Origin of the sequence: Actinomadura sp. 9N407, assembly GCF_044326315.1 — a bacterium.
GTDB lineage: Bacteria > Actinomycetota > Actinomycetes > Streptosporangiales > Streptosporangiaceae > Spirillospora.
Genome location: NZ_JBIRAW010000060.1, coordinates 13,176 through 28,779 on the forward strand (window position 1 = coordinate 13,176; position 15,604 = coordinate 28,779).

Annotated in this window: 13 protein-coding genes; 10 read left to right on the top strand and 3 right to left on the bottom strand. The window is 70.6% G+C overall.

Features of this window, described 5'->3' with window-relative positions; translation table 11 throughout:
• Nucleotides 1–5 precede the first annotated feature (5 nt).
• Nucleotides 6–629 carry a TetR/AcrR family transcriptional regulator gene (locus tag ACH34Q_RS46295; RefSeq protein ID WP_395989655.1) on the top strand — a complete coding sequence of 208 codons (624 nt, stop codon included), beginning with the start codon at nucleotides 6–8 and terminating at the stop codon, nucleotides 627–629.
• Nucleotides 630–711: 82 nt separating this feature from the next.
• Nucleotides 712–1,311: a hypothetical protein gene (locus ACH34Q_RS46300; protein ID WP_395989642.1), complete on the top strand. Its 600-nt coding sequence runs from the start codon at nucleotides 712–714 to the stop codon at nucleotides 1,309–1,311.
• Between the two features lie 66 nt (nucleotides 1,312–1,377).
• Here ACH34Q_RS46300 and ACH34Q_RS46305 read toward each other — a convergent pair whose 3' ends face one another.
• The gene (locus ACH34Q_RS46305; RefSeq protein ID WP_395989643.1) at nucleotides 1,378–2,379 is read right to left on the bottom strand and encodes an alpha/beta hydrolase family esterase; all 1,002 of its coding nucleotides are present in this window, start codon (nucleotides 2,377–2,379) and stop codon (nucleotides 1,378–1,380) included.
• A gap of 144 nt (nucleotides 2,380–2,523) precedes the next feature.
• Here ACH34Q_RS46305 and ACH34Q_RS46310 point away from each other — a divergent pair, with 144 nt between their 5' ends.
• The 3 genes from ACH34Q_RS46310 (at nucleotide 2,524) to ACH34Q_RS46320 (ending at nucleotide 5,806) form a co-directional block, all read left to right on the top strand.
• Nucleotides 2,524–3,633, top strand: a complete 1,110-nt coding sequence (locus ACH34Q_RS46310) for a ferritin-like domain-containing protein (protein ID WP_395989644.1) — start codon at nucleotides 2,524–2,526, stop codon at nucleotides 3,631–3,633.
• 247 nt (nucleotides 3,634–3,880) lie between these two features.
• Entirely contained in the window at nucleotides 3,881–4,762 is an 882-nt protein-coding gene (locus ACH34Q_RS46315) for a hypothetical protein (RefSeq protein ID WP_395989645.1), read from the top strand.
• Between the two features lie 444 nt (nucleotides 4,763–5,206).
• Entirely contained in the window at nucleotides 5,207–5,806 is a 600-nt protein-coding gene (locus tag ACH34Q_RS46320) for a septal ring lytic transglycosylase RlpA family protein (protein ID WP_395989646.1), read from the top strand.
• On the opposite strand, the gene ACH34Q_RS46325 is transcribed toward ACH34Q_RS46320, so the two are convergent.
• Complete coding sequence (locus ACH34Q_RS46325) at nucleotides 5,782–6,858, bottom strand: hypothetical protein (protein ID WP_395989647.1); 1,077 nt, start codon at nucleotides 6,856–6,858, stop codon at nucleotides 5,782–5,784. The genes ACH34Q_RS46320 and ACH34Q_RS46325 overlap by 25 nt on opposite strands.
• 307 nt (nucleotides 6,859–7,165) lie before the next feature.
• Between ACH34Q_RS46325 and ACH34Q_RS46330 the strand changes: the two genes are divergently transcribed.
• A complete protein-coding gene (locus ACH34Q_RS46330) occupies nucleotides 7,166–7,525 on the top strand; it encodes a YkvA family protein (RefSeq protein WP_395989648.1) in 360 nt (119 codons plus the stop codon).
• Between the two features lie 44 nt (nucleotides 7,526–7,569).
• Here the strand turns inward: ACH34Q_RS46330 and ACH34Q_RS46335 are convergent, their stop codons facing one another.
• Complete coding sequence (locus ACH34Q_RS46335; RefSeq protein ID WP_395989649.1) at nucleotides 7,570–8,322, bottom strand: IclR family transcriptional regulator; 753 nt, start codon at nucleotides 8,320–8,322, stop codon at nucleotides 7,570–7,572.
• 1,182 nt (nucleotides 8,323–9,504) lie between these two features.
• On the opposite strand from ACH34Q_RS46335, the gene ACH34Q_RS46340 reads away from it, so the two are divergent.
• From ACH34Q_RS46340 to ACH34Q_RS46355, 4 genes are all read left to right on the top strand, one after another.
• The gene (locus tag ACH34Q_RS46340) at nucleotides 9,505–9,783 is read left to right on the top strand and encodes a hypothetical protein (protein WP_395989650.1); all 279 of its coding nucleotides are present in this window, start codon (nucleotides 9,505–9,507) and stop codon (nucleotides 9,781–9,783) included.
• 223 nt (nucleotides 9,784–10,006) lie between these two features.
• Entirely contained in the window at nucleotides 10,007–11,782 is a 1,776-nt protein-coding gene (locus tag ACH34Q_RS46345; RefSeq protein WP_395989651.1) for a fatty acyl-AMP ligase, read from the top strand.
• 13 nt (nucleotides 11,783–11,795) lie between these two features.
• Complete coding sequence (locus ACH34Q_RS46350; RefSeq protein ID WP_395989652.1) at nucleotides 11,796–14,519, top strand: MMPL family transporter; 2,724 nt, start codon at nucleotides 11,796–11,798, stop codon at nucleotides 14,517–14,519.
• Nucleotides 14,516–15,553 (top strand): alpha/beta hydrolase, encoded by a 1,038-nt coding sequence (locus ACH34Q_RS46355; RefSeq protein WP_395989653.1) that lies wholly within the window; start codon nucleotides 14,516–14,518, stop codon nucleotides 15,551–15,553. The genes ACH34Q_RS46350 and ACH34Q_RS46355 overlap by 4 nt, the downstream gene beginning before the upstream one ends.
• Nucleotides 15,554–15,604 lie beyond the last annotated feature (51 nt).

Here is a 15,604-nt window from a genome sequence, read left to right on the forward strand (position 1 = left end):
GACGTGTGACCGAGATCCGTACCCCGCTCCGCCGCCGCCCCGCCCAGCGCCGCAGCGCCGCCCGCGTCCAGCGGATGCTCGACGCGTGCGCGGAGATCCTCGACGAGGACGGCTACGACGGGCTGACCACCACCCGGATCGCGCAGCGCGCCGAGGTCGCGATCGGCTCGGTCTACCAGTTCTTCCCCGACAAGCGGGCGGTCGCGCAGGCGCTGGCGGTACGCAACCTGGAGCTGTTCGGCGAGCGGATATCGCGCCGGCTGGCGCAGGGCGGCTTCGCCGACTGGACCGGCACGGTCGGCGCGATCATCGAGATCTTCGTCGACATGCACCGCACCGTGCCGGGCTTCCGCGAGCTGCGCTTCGGCGACGTGGCCGACGTCAACCTGCTCGACGACGCCGCCGACAACAACTCCGTGGTCGCCGGCCGGCTGCGCCGGATGATCGTCGGCACCTTCGGCATCGGCGACACGCCGGAGCTGGCGCGGGCCCTGGCGGTCGCGGTGGAGGCCGGCGACGCCGTGCTCAAGATGGCCTTCCGCCGCGACCCGGACGGCGATCCGGAGATCCTGGCGGAGGCCGAACGGCTGATCCACGCCTACCTCGCCGCGTACATTCAAGACAATTGACCCAGGCACGACGACTGACCCAGGCACGACGACTGACCCAGGCGCGCCCCCCGAACAGCCCCCGTACAGAGACTGGTGACCTATGGACCCCCTGAAGCTCCAGGAGCAGACCCGGTTTCTCGTCCGGCAGCGGCTGCGCCTGATGGTGAACCAGTACGAGGTGCACACCGAGGCTCCGGACGGCTCCGAGGGCGAGCTGGCCGCGTTCGCCCAGCAGAAGCGGATGGCCTTCAAGGAGCAGGTCACGCTGTACGCCGACACCGACAAGCAGCGGCCCATCATCGGCTTCAAGGCGCGCAAGCGGATCGACCTGGCCTCCGCGTACGACATCACCGACGAGGTCGGCCGGCCGATCGGGCTGTTCCGCAAGGACTTCAAGCGCTCCCTGGTGTCGTCCACCTGGCACCTGGAGCAGCCCGGGCGCGGCGTGACGACCGGCACCGAGCGCAACAAGGCGGTGGCGATCCTGCGCCGCGTGTGGAACGTCATCCCGTTCGTCGACAGCCTGCCGTTCGCCTGGCCGTACCACTTCGACTTCTTCACCGGCGACCAGCCCGCCTTCTCGGTCGAGAAGAAGTTCGCGCTGCGCGACCGCTACGTCGTCGACATCAAGGACCCCAGCCTTGACCGGCGCCTGGTCATCGCCCAGGCCGTGGCCCTGGACGCCCTCCAGTCCCGCTGACCCCCTGACGTTGACTCGTGGCGTGTTCGCCTGCACGGGCGACGCCAGGGGCGAACACGCCACGAGTCAACGCGGAGAGCGGCGGGTGAACGCGTCCAGGGCGATCTTGGTGGCGTCGATCTGGCCGGTCGTCGCGCCGATGCTGCCGATCGCGAACGATCCCGGCCAGGTGTGCCCGCCGCCCGTCACCGTGTAGAGGTCCACCCGCGCGCCGCCCTCGCAACCCGGGTGGCTCAGGTGCGTGACCTGGCTTCCGGCGGCGTCGCGTACGGCCGTACCGCAGCCGAACGTCTTGGCCCACCGTCCGGCGAGGCCGGCGACGGACGGCAGGTCGAAGGACCCGTCGGACGGGCGCATCCAGGCCGGGATCCTGCCGCGGTCGCCGCGGAAGGGCTCACCGCCGCGGTACGGGATGATGCGGTCGGCCGTGCCGTGGAACGCGAGGATCGTGGTGGGCCGCGCGTCCGCGCAGGGCCGGGCCAGGTTGAGCCCCGCCACCGCGGCGACGCCCGCCAGCCGTCCCGGCAGCGCGCAGACCAGCGCGGTCGCGAGGCCGGCGCCGTTGGAGAAGCCGGTCGCGTACTCCCGCGAGCGGTCCACGCACAGCGTGCTCTCCAGGTGGTCGAGCAGGCCCCGGATGTACGAGACGTCCGCTGAGCCTCCGGCCATGCCCGGCAGCTTCCAGCCCTTCCGGCCGGGGGCGCCGTCCGGCTCGACCACGAGGAAGCCGCGTGCGGCCCCGGCGTTGGCGACCCGTCCGTACACCGCCTGCTGGAACGCGCTGGAGTGCAGGCCGTGCAGGTCGACGATCAGCGGCGCCGGGGTGCGGCCGTCGCCGTCCGGCCGTTTGAGCAGGTAGGACCGCCCGCCGTACGTGTGCCGCCCGGTCGCCGGGGCCGGTTTCGCGCAGCCCTTGCTCGCGACCGGGGTCCGTGCCGCCGTCGGGGACGCAGCCGTACCGCCGCTGCTGGAACCGGGCGGTGTCCGATCGCCGGTGGGCTCGCCGGTGGGCACGCCCGTACATCCGGACAAAAGCGCGCAGACGAGCACGGCGGAGACGAGTCGCATCGTCCGATCGTAGGTCCGTCGCGATTGGCGGGCGCTTGGGTATGGCCATGCCGGGGTTTTACATGTTACGAACGTCTGTAAAGCGGTGGGCGGCATACCGCAATTCCGGCGCAAGGCGGCGCCGCGCTTCGAGGAGGCTTCCCCGTGAGTTCCTACGACCTCTACGCAACCCCCGTCCCCGGGGACACCTGGAACGTCCCGATGGCGGGCGACACGCGCTTCACCTGGGAGTACGACGGCGGGCGCGACCGGCTGCTGAACCTGTACCAGAAGGGCAAGGACAAGCAGTGGGACGCGCAGAAACGCATCGACTGGGATCTGGAGGTCGACCCGAACAACGTCGCGCAGCTCCCGGAGAACTTCAACCCGATCTTCGGGTCCGACATCTGGGACCGGATGACCCAGAAGGAGCGCGACGAGTACGGCCGGCACCAGGGCTCGTGGCTGTTCAGCCAGTTCCTGCACGGTGAGCAGGGCGCGCTGAACGTCTCGGCCCGGATCGTCCAGACGGTCCCCGACCTCGACTCCAAGTTCTACGCCGCGACGCAGACGATGGACGAGGCCCGGCACGTCGAGCTCTACACGAAGTTCGTGCACGAGAAGATCGGGCTCTACTACCCGGTCAACCAGGACCTCGCCAAGCTGCTCGCCGAGTCGCTGGAGGACAGCCGCTGGGACCTGCCGTACCTCGGCATGCAGGTGCTCATCGAAGGGCTGGCGCTGGCCGCCTTCGGGCTCTACCGCGACATGTCCGCCAATCCCCTGGTCAAGCAGCTGCTCGCGTACGTCATGCAGGACGAGGCCCGGCACGTCGCGTTCGGCCGGCTGGCGCTCAAGGACTTCTACGCGGAGCTGACCGACAAGGAGCGGGCCGAGCGCGAGGAATTCGTGGTCGAGGGCTGCTACCTGATGCGCGACCGCTTCAAGGGCCGCGAGGTCTTCGAGCAGCTCGGCCTGCCGCTCGACCGGTGCATGGAGTACGTCGAGAACTCCGACATGTTCCAGCTCTACCAGTCGCTGCTGTTCAGCAGGATCGTGCCGTGCGTCCGCGATGTCGGCCTCTGGGGCGACAAGGTGCAGGCCGCCTACGCGGACATGGGCGTGCTCGACAACGCCAAGTCCGACCTCGAGGTCCTGATGCGGCAGGACGAGGAGATCGCGGAGAAGGTGGACGAGGAGCGGTACGAGCGGGAGTTGGCGGTCCGCCGGCTGGAGGTCGACGAGGCCATCACGCTGGGCAGCGCCGTGGAGTAGGGGCCGCCGAGCAGGTCGGGTTCACTGCGGGCGGCGGCGGGGACGCTCCGGGATCATCCGGGCGTCCCCGCTTCCCGTGAAATGCCTGCCATTTCACCTACAAATCCCCCGGCCCTCTCGTAGATTATTGCTTGGGTTCTGTATTTCCTCAGGGAATTGCTTCGTGCGGCCTACCGGTCTGTACTACCGTCCCCGGTCGACGAACCAAAAAACCCCGGGGGGAAGAATGAACCGTTCCGTACTGAGAATGTCCGCCATAGCTCCGCTGGCCGTGGCGCTCGCCGCCACCATGGCCACCGCTCCCGCGCGCGCCGACGCCGGTCCGGTCGCCTATCTCGTCCAGGACGCGGTCGAGAACACCGTGCCCGCGCAGGTCGCCGACACCGCTCACCCCACCGTCGAGCTGCCGGCGTCGGCCGTTCGCGGGGTGCTCAAGACGGGCCGCGGCCTTGCCAAGGTGGACGGGTCCGGTGCCAAGTCCCGGCTCGGGAGCGGCGTGCTGCGCACCGCGCGCGGCGACCTGTCGTTCACCGGTTTGGCCGCCGAGTGCGCCACGGGCCTGGACGGCGTCGTCAGCGGCACCATGACCATCACCCGCGACAAGACCCTCGCCGGCGCGCTGGCGGGCGTTCCGGCCATGCCGCCGGCGAACTACCGGCTCCCCGGCAAGGGCCAGGTCGAGAGCATCATCCTCAACAAGCAGGTCCGCGGCGCCGCCAAGGACCTGACGGTGACCGCGGTGAGCCTGGTCGACGAGACCGGCGCCGCCCGCGATTACGGCGTCGCCCGGTGCGCGCCCGCCGCCCGCCGTCCCGCGCCCGTACCCGCCGGCCCCGCCGCCGGGCTGACCGAGAGCCTGGTGCCCACGGTCACGGGCCTGCTCACCTCGCAGCTGGGCCAGATGCCGGGTGCCTCGCAGGGAGGCGCCGCGACCCCGAAGAAGCCGGGCGCGCTGCCCCGCCCGGCCCACCGGGCCAAGCCCGGTACGGCCACCGACATGCTGCCGGCCGACCTCACCGGTACCGTCACCGGCCTCGCCGGAGGCCTGACCGGCGCGGCCGACCCGGCGGCCGACCCGTCGGCCGCCGGCCTGCTCGGCGGTGCCCCCGGCCTGCCGCTCGTCGGCTGAGCCGCGCCCCGGCGAACGGGCGTCCCGCTGCGGCGGGGCGCCCGTTCGCATTTTTCCGTTCATGATCCGATTTATCGATCAGTGATAGGCGCGGGCCGGGATGTAAAGACGATCTTCAGAATGGGTGACGCTGGGTTTCCGATCGGTTCCGAACCGCAAATTTTCGGGTGACAAACCCCACATACAACCGCCCTGTGGCGTGATCTGCGCGGAACGCGACGTACGGTCAGGGACTTGTGTGCGGCATGGCATGAGATCCACGTGACCACTGATTCCAAGTGAAGAGCCGACGCCGCACCTGCCGGACGCCGTGACCGCGATGACGCGGAAGGCGCTGGGCGACCGCCGAGGGCGGGCCCGCGCACGGTGGCACCGATTCGGGGACGAGGCGTCACCCGAACATGCCGGGCGTCCGGGGCCCTGTCCCCGATCGAAGGACACTCTGTGGGTTTCCAACGCCCGAAAGTTCGCGTGCGCTCGATCCTCATCGCCTCCGGCGTCGCCGTGGCGGTCCTCGCGGCCAGTGCCTGGGCACTGGCCGCTGTCGTGCCCCGCGACTCCGCGCGCTCCGCCGGTGCCGTACAGGCGGCGCCCAGCGCGACCACGCCGCAGGCCGACCCGCCGCGGGCCGTACCCTCGCGCGCCAGCCGCGGTGGGACGCGCAGCCCGAGCCCGTCGCCGTCCGTGACGGCGACGTCCAAGGCGACGCCCAAGCCCAAGGCCAAGAAAAAGAAGAAGCCCGCCTACCGGGTGACCCGGTCGGGCTCCTGCGAGGCCTCGTACTACTGGCAGGGCCAGATGACCGCCAGCGGCGAGCGCTTCGACCCGAGCGAGCTGACCGCGGCGCACAAGACGCTGCCGATGGGCTCGAAGGTCCGGGTGACCAACAAGAACAACGGCCGTTCGGTCATCGTGCGCATCAACGACCGCGGCCCGTACGCCGGCGGGCGCTGCCTGGACCTGTCCAGGGCGGCGATGAAGAAGGTCGGCGGCACCGGCGCCGGGGTGATCCCGGTCCGCTACCAGGTGCTCAAGCGCACCTGATCGCCGCCGTCCGGCAGGTCGGCGGGCGGGCTCCCGCCCATCGGACTCCGAACGGCCTCCGGGCCCGGCCAGGGCGAGGAGGCCGGTTCGGAGTGTGCGGCGGGCGCCCGCTCGGCGGCCTGTCCGGCCTGTGTGGCTTGCCCGGCCTGTGTGGACTGCTCAGGCTGGACGGGCTGTCCGGGCTCGGGCCCGCCTTCGGCCTCGGTGGGGAGCACCTCGGCGAAACGCTGGCGGAACCAGTCGGAGAGGGCGGCGTCGACCCGTACCGCCTCGATGGACGGCGGCTCGGGCTCGGTCCCGGGCTCGGCGGCCAGCGCGTGGCCCATCCGGATCGTGGCGTTCTCGATCGCGTCGGCGCCCTCCTGCCGCAGCAGGTCGCGCAGCGCGCCGATGTCCTGTGGCGGCGTCACCCGGTCGGTGGCGCCGCCCACGAACAGCAGTGCCGCGCCGCGTCCGGCCATCCGGGCCGCCTGCGCGCCCAGGTCCAGCCGGTCGGCCAGCGCGGTCGCGTTCTCGTCCCAGTTCCGCTCGCGTCCGAAGCGCCGTTCCATCGGCCCGGCCGCCCGGACGGGCGAGATGATGGGGGCGACCGCCGCGACGGCGCTCACCGGCACGGAGCCGTGCGCCAGCGCGTGCAGTGCGACCGCGGCACCGACCGAGAACCCGGCGAGGCCCACGGGCCCCTCCTCGATCCTCAGGTCGCGCCTGACGTCCGCCAGTACGGCGGGCAGGATCTCGACGGCCCGTTCGACCGCCGCCCCGTACGCCTCCAGGCCCTCGCTCTCCAGCAGCCCGGCGGAGTCGAAGCCCGCGCCGGAACCGGGGAGGTCGATGTAGACGCGCCAGGTCGGGACGCCGGTCATCGGTACGGCGGCGGCCAGCGCGCTCGCGCCGCGCGGCGGGTCGAACCCCGGCCACGCCAGGATGAGCCGGGTCGGGCCCGCCGGGCGGGCGTCGACGGCGGTCGGCGGGAGGGCGAAGTACGCGCTGCCCGCGGCGACCCCGGAAACGGGCCGGCCGTCGTCGGGCAGGGTCGGGCGTGCGCCGCTCATGTCGGTGCGTCAACTCCTCGGCACTCGTGCTGGTGGGGAGTCGGCGCCCTCCCGGACACCATGTTTTCAGCGGACGCCGGATAATGCGGCCGAATCCCCACGACTCACCCGGGAGAGTGATGGATACCTCACCCCAGGTAACGCCGGACGGGTCCCGTGGGTTTTCCACGCCCGGCATCCGGCAGGGATTATCAAATCACCTTATTTCGGTCAGCTCTTCCAGGAACAAGCCGGCCCCGCACAGCGTCATAGATACACGTGGGCGCCGCGGGGGCGCGCCCCACCAACTTCGCGGGAGAGGGGTCCTGTGGGCAGCAAGAGCGCGGCAGCGGCCGGACAGGCCTGGAACATCTACAGCGAGACGCTGGAGCCCGGCGCACCGAAGATCGGTGAGCGCTTCCGGGCGGTCCCGCGGATGCTGAAGGCGACGCTGCGCGGCGAGTACAAGGGCATGTCGTACAAGACGCTCGGCCTGCTGGCCGTGGGCCTGGTCTACATCGTCTCCCCGCTCGACGTCATCCCCGACCTCCTGCTGCCCATCGGCCTGGTCGACGACACCGGCGTGGCCATGTGGCTCGCCACCGTCCTGGTCCGTTCCGCCGGCGACTACGTCAAGTGGGAACGCGGCGGCCGGCCGCACGTCGTCGTCGGCGACGTCATCCCCTGACGCTCTCCCGTCCTGACCATCACGCGTCCTGACCATCACGTGGATCAGGAGTCGCTCGGCGGGCGCAGTTCCCTGGCGAAGCGTTCCGCGACCTCGCGCATGACGGGGACGACGTCGTTCACCGTCTCGCGCTTCATTCGCGCGGAGGGGCCCGACACCGAGAGCGCGGTGAGTGCCGGAGCGCCCGGCAGCGGTACGGCGACGCAGCGGACGCCGATCTCCTGTTCCTCGTCGTCCACGGCGTAGCCGAGGCTCCGGATCCGTTCCAGTTCCACGAGGAACGAGTCGGGATCGGTGAACGTGTTCGGCGTCTGGGCCTCCATGCCCGTACGCGCCAGGATCTCCCGTACGCGCGACTCGGGAAGCTGCGAGAGCAGTGCCTTGCCCACGCCCGTGCAATGCGGCTGGACCCTCCGGCCCACTTCCGTGAACATCCGCATCGAGTGCCGGGACGGTACCTGCGCGACGTAGACCGCCTCGTCGCCCTCCAGGACGGCCATGTTGGCGGTCTCTCCCACCTCGTCCACCAGCGTGGTCAGCGCGGGACGGGCCCAGGAGCCCAGCAGCCGGCCCGCGCCCTCGCCCAGCCTGATCAGTCGAGGGCCGAGCGCGTAGCGCTTGGACGGCTCCTGCCGGACGTAGCCGCGGTTCACCAGCGTCCGCATCAGCCGGTAGATGGTCGGCATCGGCAGCCCGGAGACCTCCGTCAGCTCCGACAGCGCCATCTCCCCGCCGGCGTCCGCCAGATGCTCCAGCAGCTCGAAGGCGCGCTCCAGTGACCGTACGGCCTCCGCCACCGGCCCCCCTCTCGTCGTGATCCAGGGTCCGTCGTGATCCCCGGTCGTCGTGATCCCTGAGTGTACGGAGTTTTGATTTCGCTGTGCGAAAGGCGGTTTCGACGTTACGCTCCGTGTCCGCTGGTAATACTCACTACGCCCAAGTTGTACGGTGCCGTCCCCCAGGGCAGCCGCCGGCCGTCGGGAGGGGTACAGGTGCCAGCGGGGGGACGAACCGCCACAGCGCGGGTGCATGCCCGGAGGATCCGGCGCCTCGGAGCCGTCGCTCTCGCAGCCGTGCTGGTCGGTTTTCCTGGGCCGCCCGCACTGGGCGACACGGTCCGGCTGGCGACCTCGCTCACTCCGATCGACCGCGAGGGCCCGGTCCGTACCTACGTCCTGCGGGTACGGCCGAAGGGCGGTGTGGCCCGGGACGTGTCGCTGCACCTGCTGGCGCAACGGCCGCTCTCGTTGGTCGACCCACCGACGGCCTGCCTGCCCGCCGCGAGCATGAACCGGCTGCGGTGCTCGCTCGGAAATGTACGAGGGCCGCGTACGTTCCGCATGGGCGTGCACACGCCCAGCGGCAAACGGGCCCTTCGCCTTGCCGCCGTCCTGGACGCGAAAAACGCCGCCAAGTCTTCGGTGGCCGTCAAGGTTCCGCCGTGCGCCGTGCCCGGCGTTCCTTCCGGCCCTCCTAGCGTTCCGCATTCGCCTTCACACGTTCCGTCAAAGATTCCGAATACGAAATCCCCGCACCCGCCGAGTCCGCCGAGTCCGCCGGCTCCGTCCGGAAAACCGACTGGGAAGCCGACTTCTTCGGGGAAACCGACGCCCTCTGGAAAGCCGACTCCGCCCGGAACGCCCGTCCCGCCCAAGGCGCCGACCCCATCCGGCGTGCCGAACCCATCGGACGTACCGGCCTCATCCGGTGTGCCGACTCCGTCCGGGGAGCCAGCACCGCCGTTGCCACGTCCCTCCGGTCCGTCCCCGTACCCGGTGGACCCCCACGACCCCGCACCGACGTTCCCCGCACCGTCAAAGCCTGAACCCACGTTGCCCGCACCCTCGTTGCCTGGGCCGAAGTCGCCTCGACCCGCAGCTCCACGACCCTCCGGGCCTTCGCCCGTCCCGCAGCCGCCAGGTTCTTCCACCTCTGGTGATGAGCCGGTCGCGCCCGTACCCTCGGAACAGCAGGACCAGGTGCCGACCCCCATGGTGCACGGCGACGCAGGGAGCCCGCCGCCGCTGATCCCGATGCCCACGCTTCCGCCGATGGCCTGGCCGACGCCGACGACCGCTCCCGAGCCCGGGGCGGAGATGGCACTGGTCTCCCCGGCGGGAAACGAGGTCGAGGGACGGGACTGGCTGGCGGTCGCGGCGATCGTGCTCGTGGCCGAGGCGGCGCTGTTGTGGCTGGTGGCGTGCGCGGCGCTGCTGCGCAGGCGGCTGGCGATGGAACGGGCGGACCGCGAAGAATAAATGCCGTTCGCGCATTCCCGGTCACGCTGGGTGGCCCGCACATGGACGAACGGAATGCTTCTTGTCACCCCGGTGACAAAGGGGCCGAGGGCGAATGTACGCGGCACCCAATACCTTTAGTGTTCTACTATCCGGTAGCTTCGCGCTGCACGATCGTCCACGCCGGGGGCGGACCACGCAGGCGCCCCGGCCACGGCATGCCCCCCACCCAGGAGTTGGACCAATGGCACTGGGCTCGCTGCTTCCCGAACTTCAGCCCGGCGGAACGGGCCGGACCCCGCTCATCGAGCGGATCGCCCGGTGGGCCGCGGAGAAGCCGGACGCACCCGCCTTCACCTTCGTCGACTACTCGATCGACCCGGCCGGCGCCGAGATCACGCTGACCTGGGCGCAGGCCGACCGGCGGGCCAGGGGGATGGCGGCGCGGCTGCGGGAGTCCGCCGAGCCGGGCGCGCGGGTGGCGCTGCTGCTGCCGCAGACGCTCGACTACATGATGACGATGCTGGGCGCGATGTACGCGCGGGCCGTCGCGGTGCCGCTGTTCTCGCCGGACCTGCCCGGCCACGCCGACCGGCTGATCGGGGCGTACGCCGACGCCGAGCCCGCCATCATCGTCACGTCCCGCAACGCGCTGCCGCATGTGGAGAAGTTCCTCGCCGACCATGACGTGCCGCGTCCCCGGGAGATCGTGTTCGCGGACGAGGTCGGGGAGGGCGACTGGACGGCCGAGCCGATCGGCTTCGACGATCTGGCGTACCTGCAGTACACCTCGGGGTCGACCCGCCGGCCCGCCGGAGTCGAGATCACGCACGGCAACGTCACCTCGAACGCGGCGCAGATGTGGTCGGGCTGGGCGCCGGAACGGCCGGACCCGGAGCTGGTGAGCTGGCTGCCGCTGTTCCACGACATGGGGCTGATCGCCACGATGGCGCTGCCGCTGGTGCACGGGAACCACGCGATCTACACCGATCCGGTGTCGTTCATCATGAATCCGATGCGCTGGATGGAGCTCATCGCGTCGCGGCCGAACAAGAACGTCTACACGGCGGGACCCAACTTCGCGTACGAGTACGTGGCGTCCATGGCGTCCCCGGAGAAGCTGGCCAAGCTGGATCTCAGCGGCCTGGTGACCTGCCTGAACGGGGCGGAGCCGATCCGTCCGGCGACGCTGTCGGCGTTCGCGGAGACGTTCGCGGGCGCGGGGCTGCGGGCGGGGGCGCAGGCACCCGGGTACGGGCTGGCCGAGGCGACGGTGTTCGTGACCGCCGCCGCCGAGGACGAGCCCCCGAAGATCGTCAAGGTGGACCGGGACGCGCTGAGCGCGGGCAAGCTGCAGCCGACCGACGACGGGAACCCGCTGGTGTCGTGCGGGCGGCCGATCGGGCAGCTGGTCGCGATCGTCGACCCGGAGAGCCGTACGGAGCAGGCGGACGGCCGGGTGGGCGAGATCTGGGTGCACGGCCCCAACACCGCCCCCGGCTACTGGCGCAACTCCGAGCGCAGCCAGGACACGTTCGGCGGGCGGCTGGCCGATCCGGGGACCCTCCCGGAGGGGCCGTGGATGAAGACCGGGGACTACGGTGTCGTGCACGAGGGCGAGCTGTACGTCACGGGCCGGATCAAGGACCTGATCATCGTCGACGGCCGCAACCACTACCCCCAGGACATCGAGCTGACGACGCAGGAGGCGCACCAGGCCGTACGGCCCGACTACGTCGCCGCGTTCGCCGTGCAGGGCGAGGGCACCGAGCGGCTGGTGGTGGTCGCCGAGCGCAACCGCCGCGTCCCGCTGGCCCGGCTCGACCTGGCCGAGGTCGAGACCGCGGTACGGGCGGCGATCACGGTCGAGCACGAGATGAGCGTGCGGGACTTCGTGCTGGTCGAGCCGGGCGCGGTGTCCCGTACCTCCAGCGGGAAGATCGCCCGCGCCGCCACCCGGCGGCGGTTCCTGGACGGCGAGCTGCCGACCACCGAGCGCCGGCTCGCCGGACGCGACTGAAAACAGGAGAAACATGCTGGCGGGGCTCGGGCGTCTCATCCATCGTGGACGCTGGCTGAGCCTTGTCCTGATCCTGCTGATGACGGTCGCCGCCGGGGCCTGGGGCATCGGCGTGCTCGGCAAGTTCAAGGAGGGCGGGTTCGAGGACCCGAACGCCTCGTCCACGCTGGTGGCCAAGCTGGGCGCGAGCTATTTCGGCAGCACCAACCCCGACCTCCTGGTCCTCTACAGCAGCGACACCATGACGGTGGACGACCCGCGCTACATGGCGAGCGTCGTGACCACGGTCTCCCGGCTGCCCAAGGACCGGGCGGCCGAGCTGATCTCGTACTGGTCGTTCGAGAAGAAGGACGCGGCCTCGTTCGCCAGCGCCGACCGGCACAAGACGTTCGTGGCGGTGAAGCTGGCGGGCAAGGACAGCGTCACCCGGATGGCCAACTACGAGTACGTCAAGGAGCGGCTGGAGGCACCGGGGCTGAAGGCCGAGCTGGGCGGCGCCATCCCGCTGGGGGTGGAGTTCGGCGAGCAGGTCGTGGCCGACATCATCAAGGCCGAGATGATCACGGCGCTGCCGCTGCTGATCCTGCTCGTCGTCCTGTTCGGGGCCCTGGTCGCCTCGCTGCTGCCGCAGATCGTGGCGCTGTTCTCCATCGTCGGCGGGCTGGCGGTGCTGCACGGGGTCACCTACATGGCCGACGTGACGTCGTTCGCGCTCGAGGTCGTCACGATGATGGGCGTCGGTCTCGCGATCGACTACTCGCTGTTCATCGTGAGCCGGTTCCGGGAGGAACTGGCGCGCGGGATGGACGCCGCCGGCCTGCCGCCCGGAAAACCGTGGAAACGGCTGGAGGGCAGGAAGCGCCGCCGGGCCGACAAGAAGGCGTACAAGCGCGCCCTCGACCCCATCCGCCAGGCGGCGCTCTGCCGGACGATGAGCACGGCGGGCCGGACCATCCTCGTCTCCGGCATCACGGTGTCGGCCGCGCTCGGCGGCCTGCTGCTGTTCCCGCAGATGTTCCTGCGCACGATCGGCCTGGCCGGGATCGCCACCGTGATGGTGGCGGTCTTCGGCGCGATCGTGCTGCTGCCCACGCTGCTGGCGCTGCTCGGGCCCAAGGTCGAGGGCGGGCGGATGCCGTGGCGGCGGCCCGGTGCCAAGCGGACACTGCGCGAGCCCGAGAGCGGCTTCTGGTACCGGCTCGGGCAGAGCGTGATGAAGCACCCCGTCCCGTACTTCGCGATCGTCCTGGTCATCCTCACCGTGATGTTCGTGCCGTTCCTGAACGTGCAGTTCGGCAGCGTGGACGCGCGCGTCCTGCCCAAGGAGAGCGTCACGCGCGGCGTGGTGGAGACGATCCAGCGCGAGTTCCCCAACGGCTCGGCCGAGCCGATCGACGTGGTCGTCTCGGGCGACCTCATCCCGCGCAACTGGACGCCCAGCGGCAAGGACGGCAGCATCCCGCCGTACCTGGAGGCCTTCCGCAAGCGCCTGGCCGGCCTGCCGGGGGTGTCCGACGCGAAGTTCACCGGCTACTCCGGGTCGTACGGCGGCGTGCGCATCTCGGTCACGCACAAGCACGATCCGATGTCCTCGCAGGCCCAGGACCTGGTGAAACGCATTCGCGGGATGGACCTGTCCAAGGGCGACTACCCGATGCACATCGATGTCGGCGGTGCCACCGCCGGCCAGATGGACCTGATGTCCAGCCTGATGCGCACGCTGCCGGTGATGGCGCTCGTCGTCGGGATCGCGACCTTCATCCTGCTGTTCATGTTCTTCGGCTCGGTCGTCCTGCCGCTCAAGGCGATCGCGATGAACGTGCTGTCCATCGGCGCCTCGTTCGGCGCGATCGTGTGGGGGTTCCAGTACGGGCATCTGGCCGGGCTGCTGGACTTCACCCCGACCGGCGGCGTCGAGGCCACCAGCATGATCCTCATCCTGGCGGTGGTCTTCGGGCTGTCGATGGACTACGAGGTCTTCCTGCTCAGCCGGATCCGGGAGGAATGGGACCGTACCCACGACAACCGGATCGCCGTCGCGGCCGGCATGCAGCACACCGGCAGCATCATCACCAGCGCCGCCCTGCTGTTCCTGGTGGTCATCGCCGCGTTCAGCATGGCCGGGATCACGGTCGTGAAGCTGATCGGTGTCGGCATGTTCGTCGCGATCGTGGTGGACGCGCTGCTGGTGCGGTCGCTGCTCGTACCGGCCACGATGCGGTTCATGGGCAAGGCCAACTGGTGGCTGCCCGGCCCCCTGGCGGGACTGCACGCGCGCATGGACCTGCGCGAGAAGGACCTCCCCGTGGCGGCCCCCAAGAAGACCGAACCCCAGCCCCTCCCGTACGCCCTCCGCTGGGAAGGTGCACCACCCCCTCAGGCGCCGCAGCCGCCGGCCCCCCTGCCGCAACGGGAGCCCGCCATGGCGCTGACCCGTACCGGACGCGGCGTGCCCGCCCACCCGAGGCGGGCCAGGCCGGAGGCGGCACAGCCCTCACCTCAGCTGCCCGTCTCCGTCGCACCAGGCCCGGCGCGCGCGCTGGGCGACGTACTTCCAACGACTTCGGGGGACTCGCACGGCCCGTCCCCCGCCATGTCGCCCGAGGCGCCTTGGGCGCCATGGGCGAACGGGCCGCCGCAGCCGCAACCCAGACGAAACACCCGTACCAAACGTGAGATAGTGCCCACCCCGGACGGCTCAGGGTGGCGCTGGAGGGACAACGGAGGAAGACGATGACGACCGAATCACGCCGCCGTTTCACCCGGCGGGCCGGGGCGGTGGTAGCCGCCCTGGCGGTAGGTGCGACGGCGCCCACGCTGAGCGCGGTACCGGCCGCAGCCGGCGTGGGATTCAAGAAGGCCGACACCGGTGCGAGCATCACCGCCTACCGCTGGCTCAACAAGGGCAAGACCGCCTTCGACTTCACGGTGAAATCCCCGTCCCTGGGCTCGTCGCAGAACGTGCGCGTGCTGCTCCCCAAGGGCTGGAAGCACAACTCGACGCAGAGCTGGCCGGTCGTGTACGCCTACCACGGCGGCAACGACGACTGGACTTCGTGGACCCGTAAGAAGAGCACCGACATCGAGGCGCTGTCCCGCAAGTGGGGCGTCATGGTCGTGATGCCCGAGGGCGCGAACGGCTCGTACACCAACTTCTGGAACGGCGGCAAGGGCGGCACCCCGCGGTGGGAGGACTTCCACCTGCAGGAGGTCCGCCAGCTCGTCGAGCGTAACTACCACGCGGGCGGCGCGCGCGCCACGATGGGCGTCTCCTCCGGTGCCCAAGGTGCCTGCGGCTACCCGGGCCGCGTGCCGGGCATGTTCCGGTACGCCGCGTGCTTCAGCGGTGTCCTGTCGATGAGCTCCCCCGGCATTCCCTCGCTGCTGATGTACACCAACAGCGGCAACGGCAACGACCCGTACTCCATCTGGGGCCTGCCCTGGGTCGACAAGGCCAACTGGGACGCCCACGACCCGATCAAGCTGCTGCCCAGGGCGAAGGGCACCCGCTTCTACGTCGCGTCGGGCACCACCGGCCAGCGCGGCCCGCTGGACCCGGCCGGCATCGCCCCGTGGGACATCGGCTACCTCAGCGAACGCGCCATCGGCCCGACGGTCGAGCAGTTCGCCAAGCGCGCCAAGGAACTCGGCATCCCCATCACGGCGCACATCTACGGCAACGGCCGCCACTCCTGGCCGTACTGGAAGCGCGAAATGCACACCGCCTGGCCCTCCATGATGAAGACCATCGGCGCCAGGCCCGTCGCCTGACCCCGTTGACTCGTGGCGTGTTCGCCTTTTCAGAACCACGGAAAGGCGAAC

Bases quoted from the DNA above. Each gene is read 5' to 3' on its own strand.
- ACH34Q_RS46300 (WP_395989642.1), top strand. From the start codon at position 712: ATGGACCCCCTGAAGCTCCAGGAGCAGACCCGGTTTCTCGTCCGGCAG.
- ACH34Q_RS46305 (WP_395989643.1), bottom strand. From the start codon at position 2,379: ATGCGACTCGTCTCCGCCGTGCTCGTCTGCGCGCTTTTGTCCGGATGT.
- ACH34Q_RS46315 (WP_395989645.1), top strand. From the start codon at position 3,881: ATGTCCGCCATAGCTCCGCTGGCCGTGGCGCTCGCCGCCACCATGGCC.
- ACH34Q_RS46325 (WP_395989647.1), bottom strand. From the start codon at position 6,858: ATGAGCGGCGCACGCCCGACCCTGCCCGACGACGGCCGGCCCGTTTCC.
- ACH34Q_RS46345 (WP_395989651.1), top strand. From the start codon at position 10,007: ATGGCACTGGGCTCGCTGCTTCCCGAACTTCAGCCCGGCGGAACGGGC.
- ACH34Q_RS46350 (WP_395989652.1), top strand. From the start codon at position 11,796: ATGCTGGCGGGGCTCGGGCGTCTCATCCATCGTGGACGCTGGCTGAGC.
- ACH34Q_RS46355 (WP_395989653.1), top strand. From the start codon at position 14,516: ATGACGACCGAATCACGCCGCCGTTTCACCCGGCGGGCCGGGGCGGTG.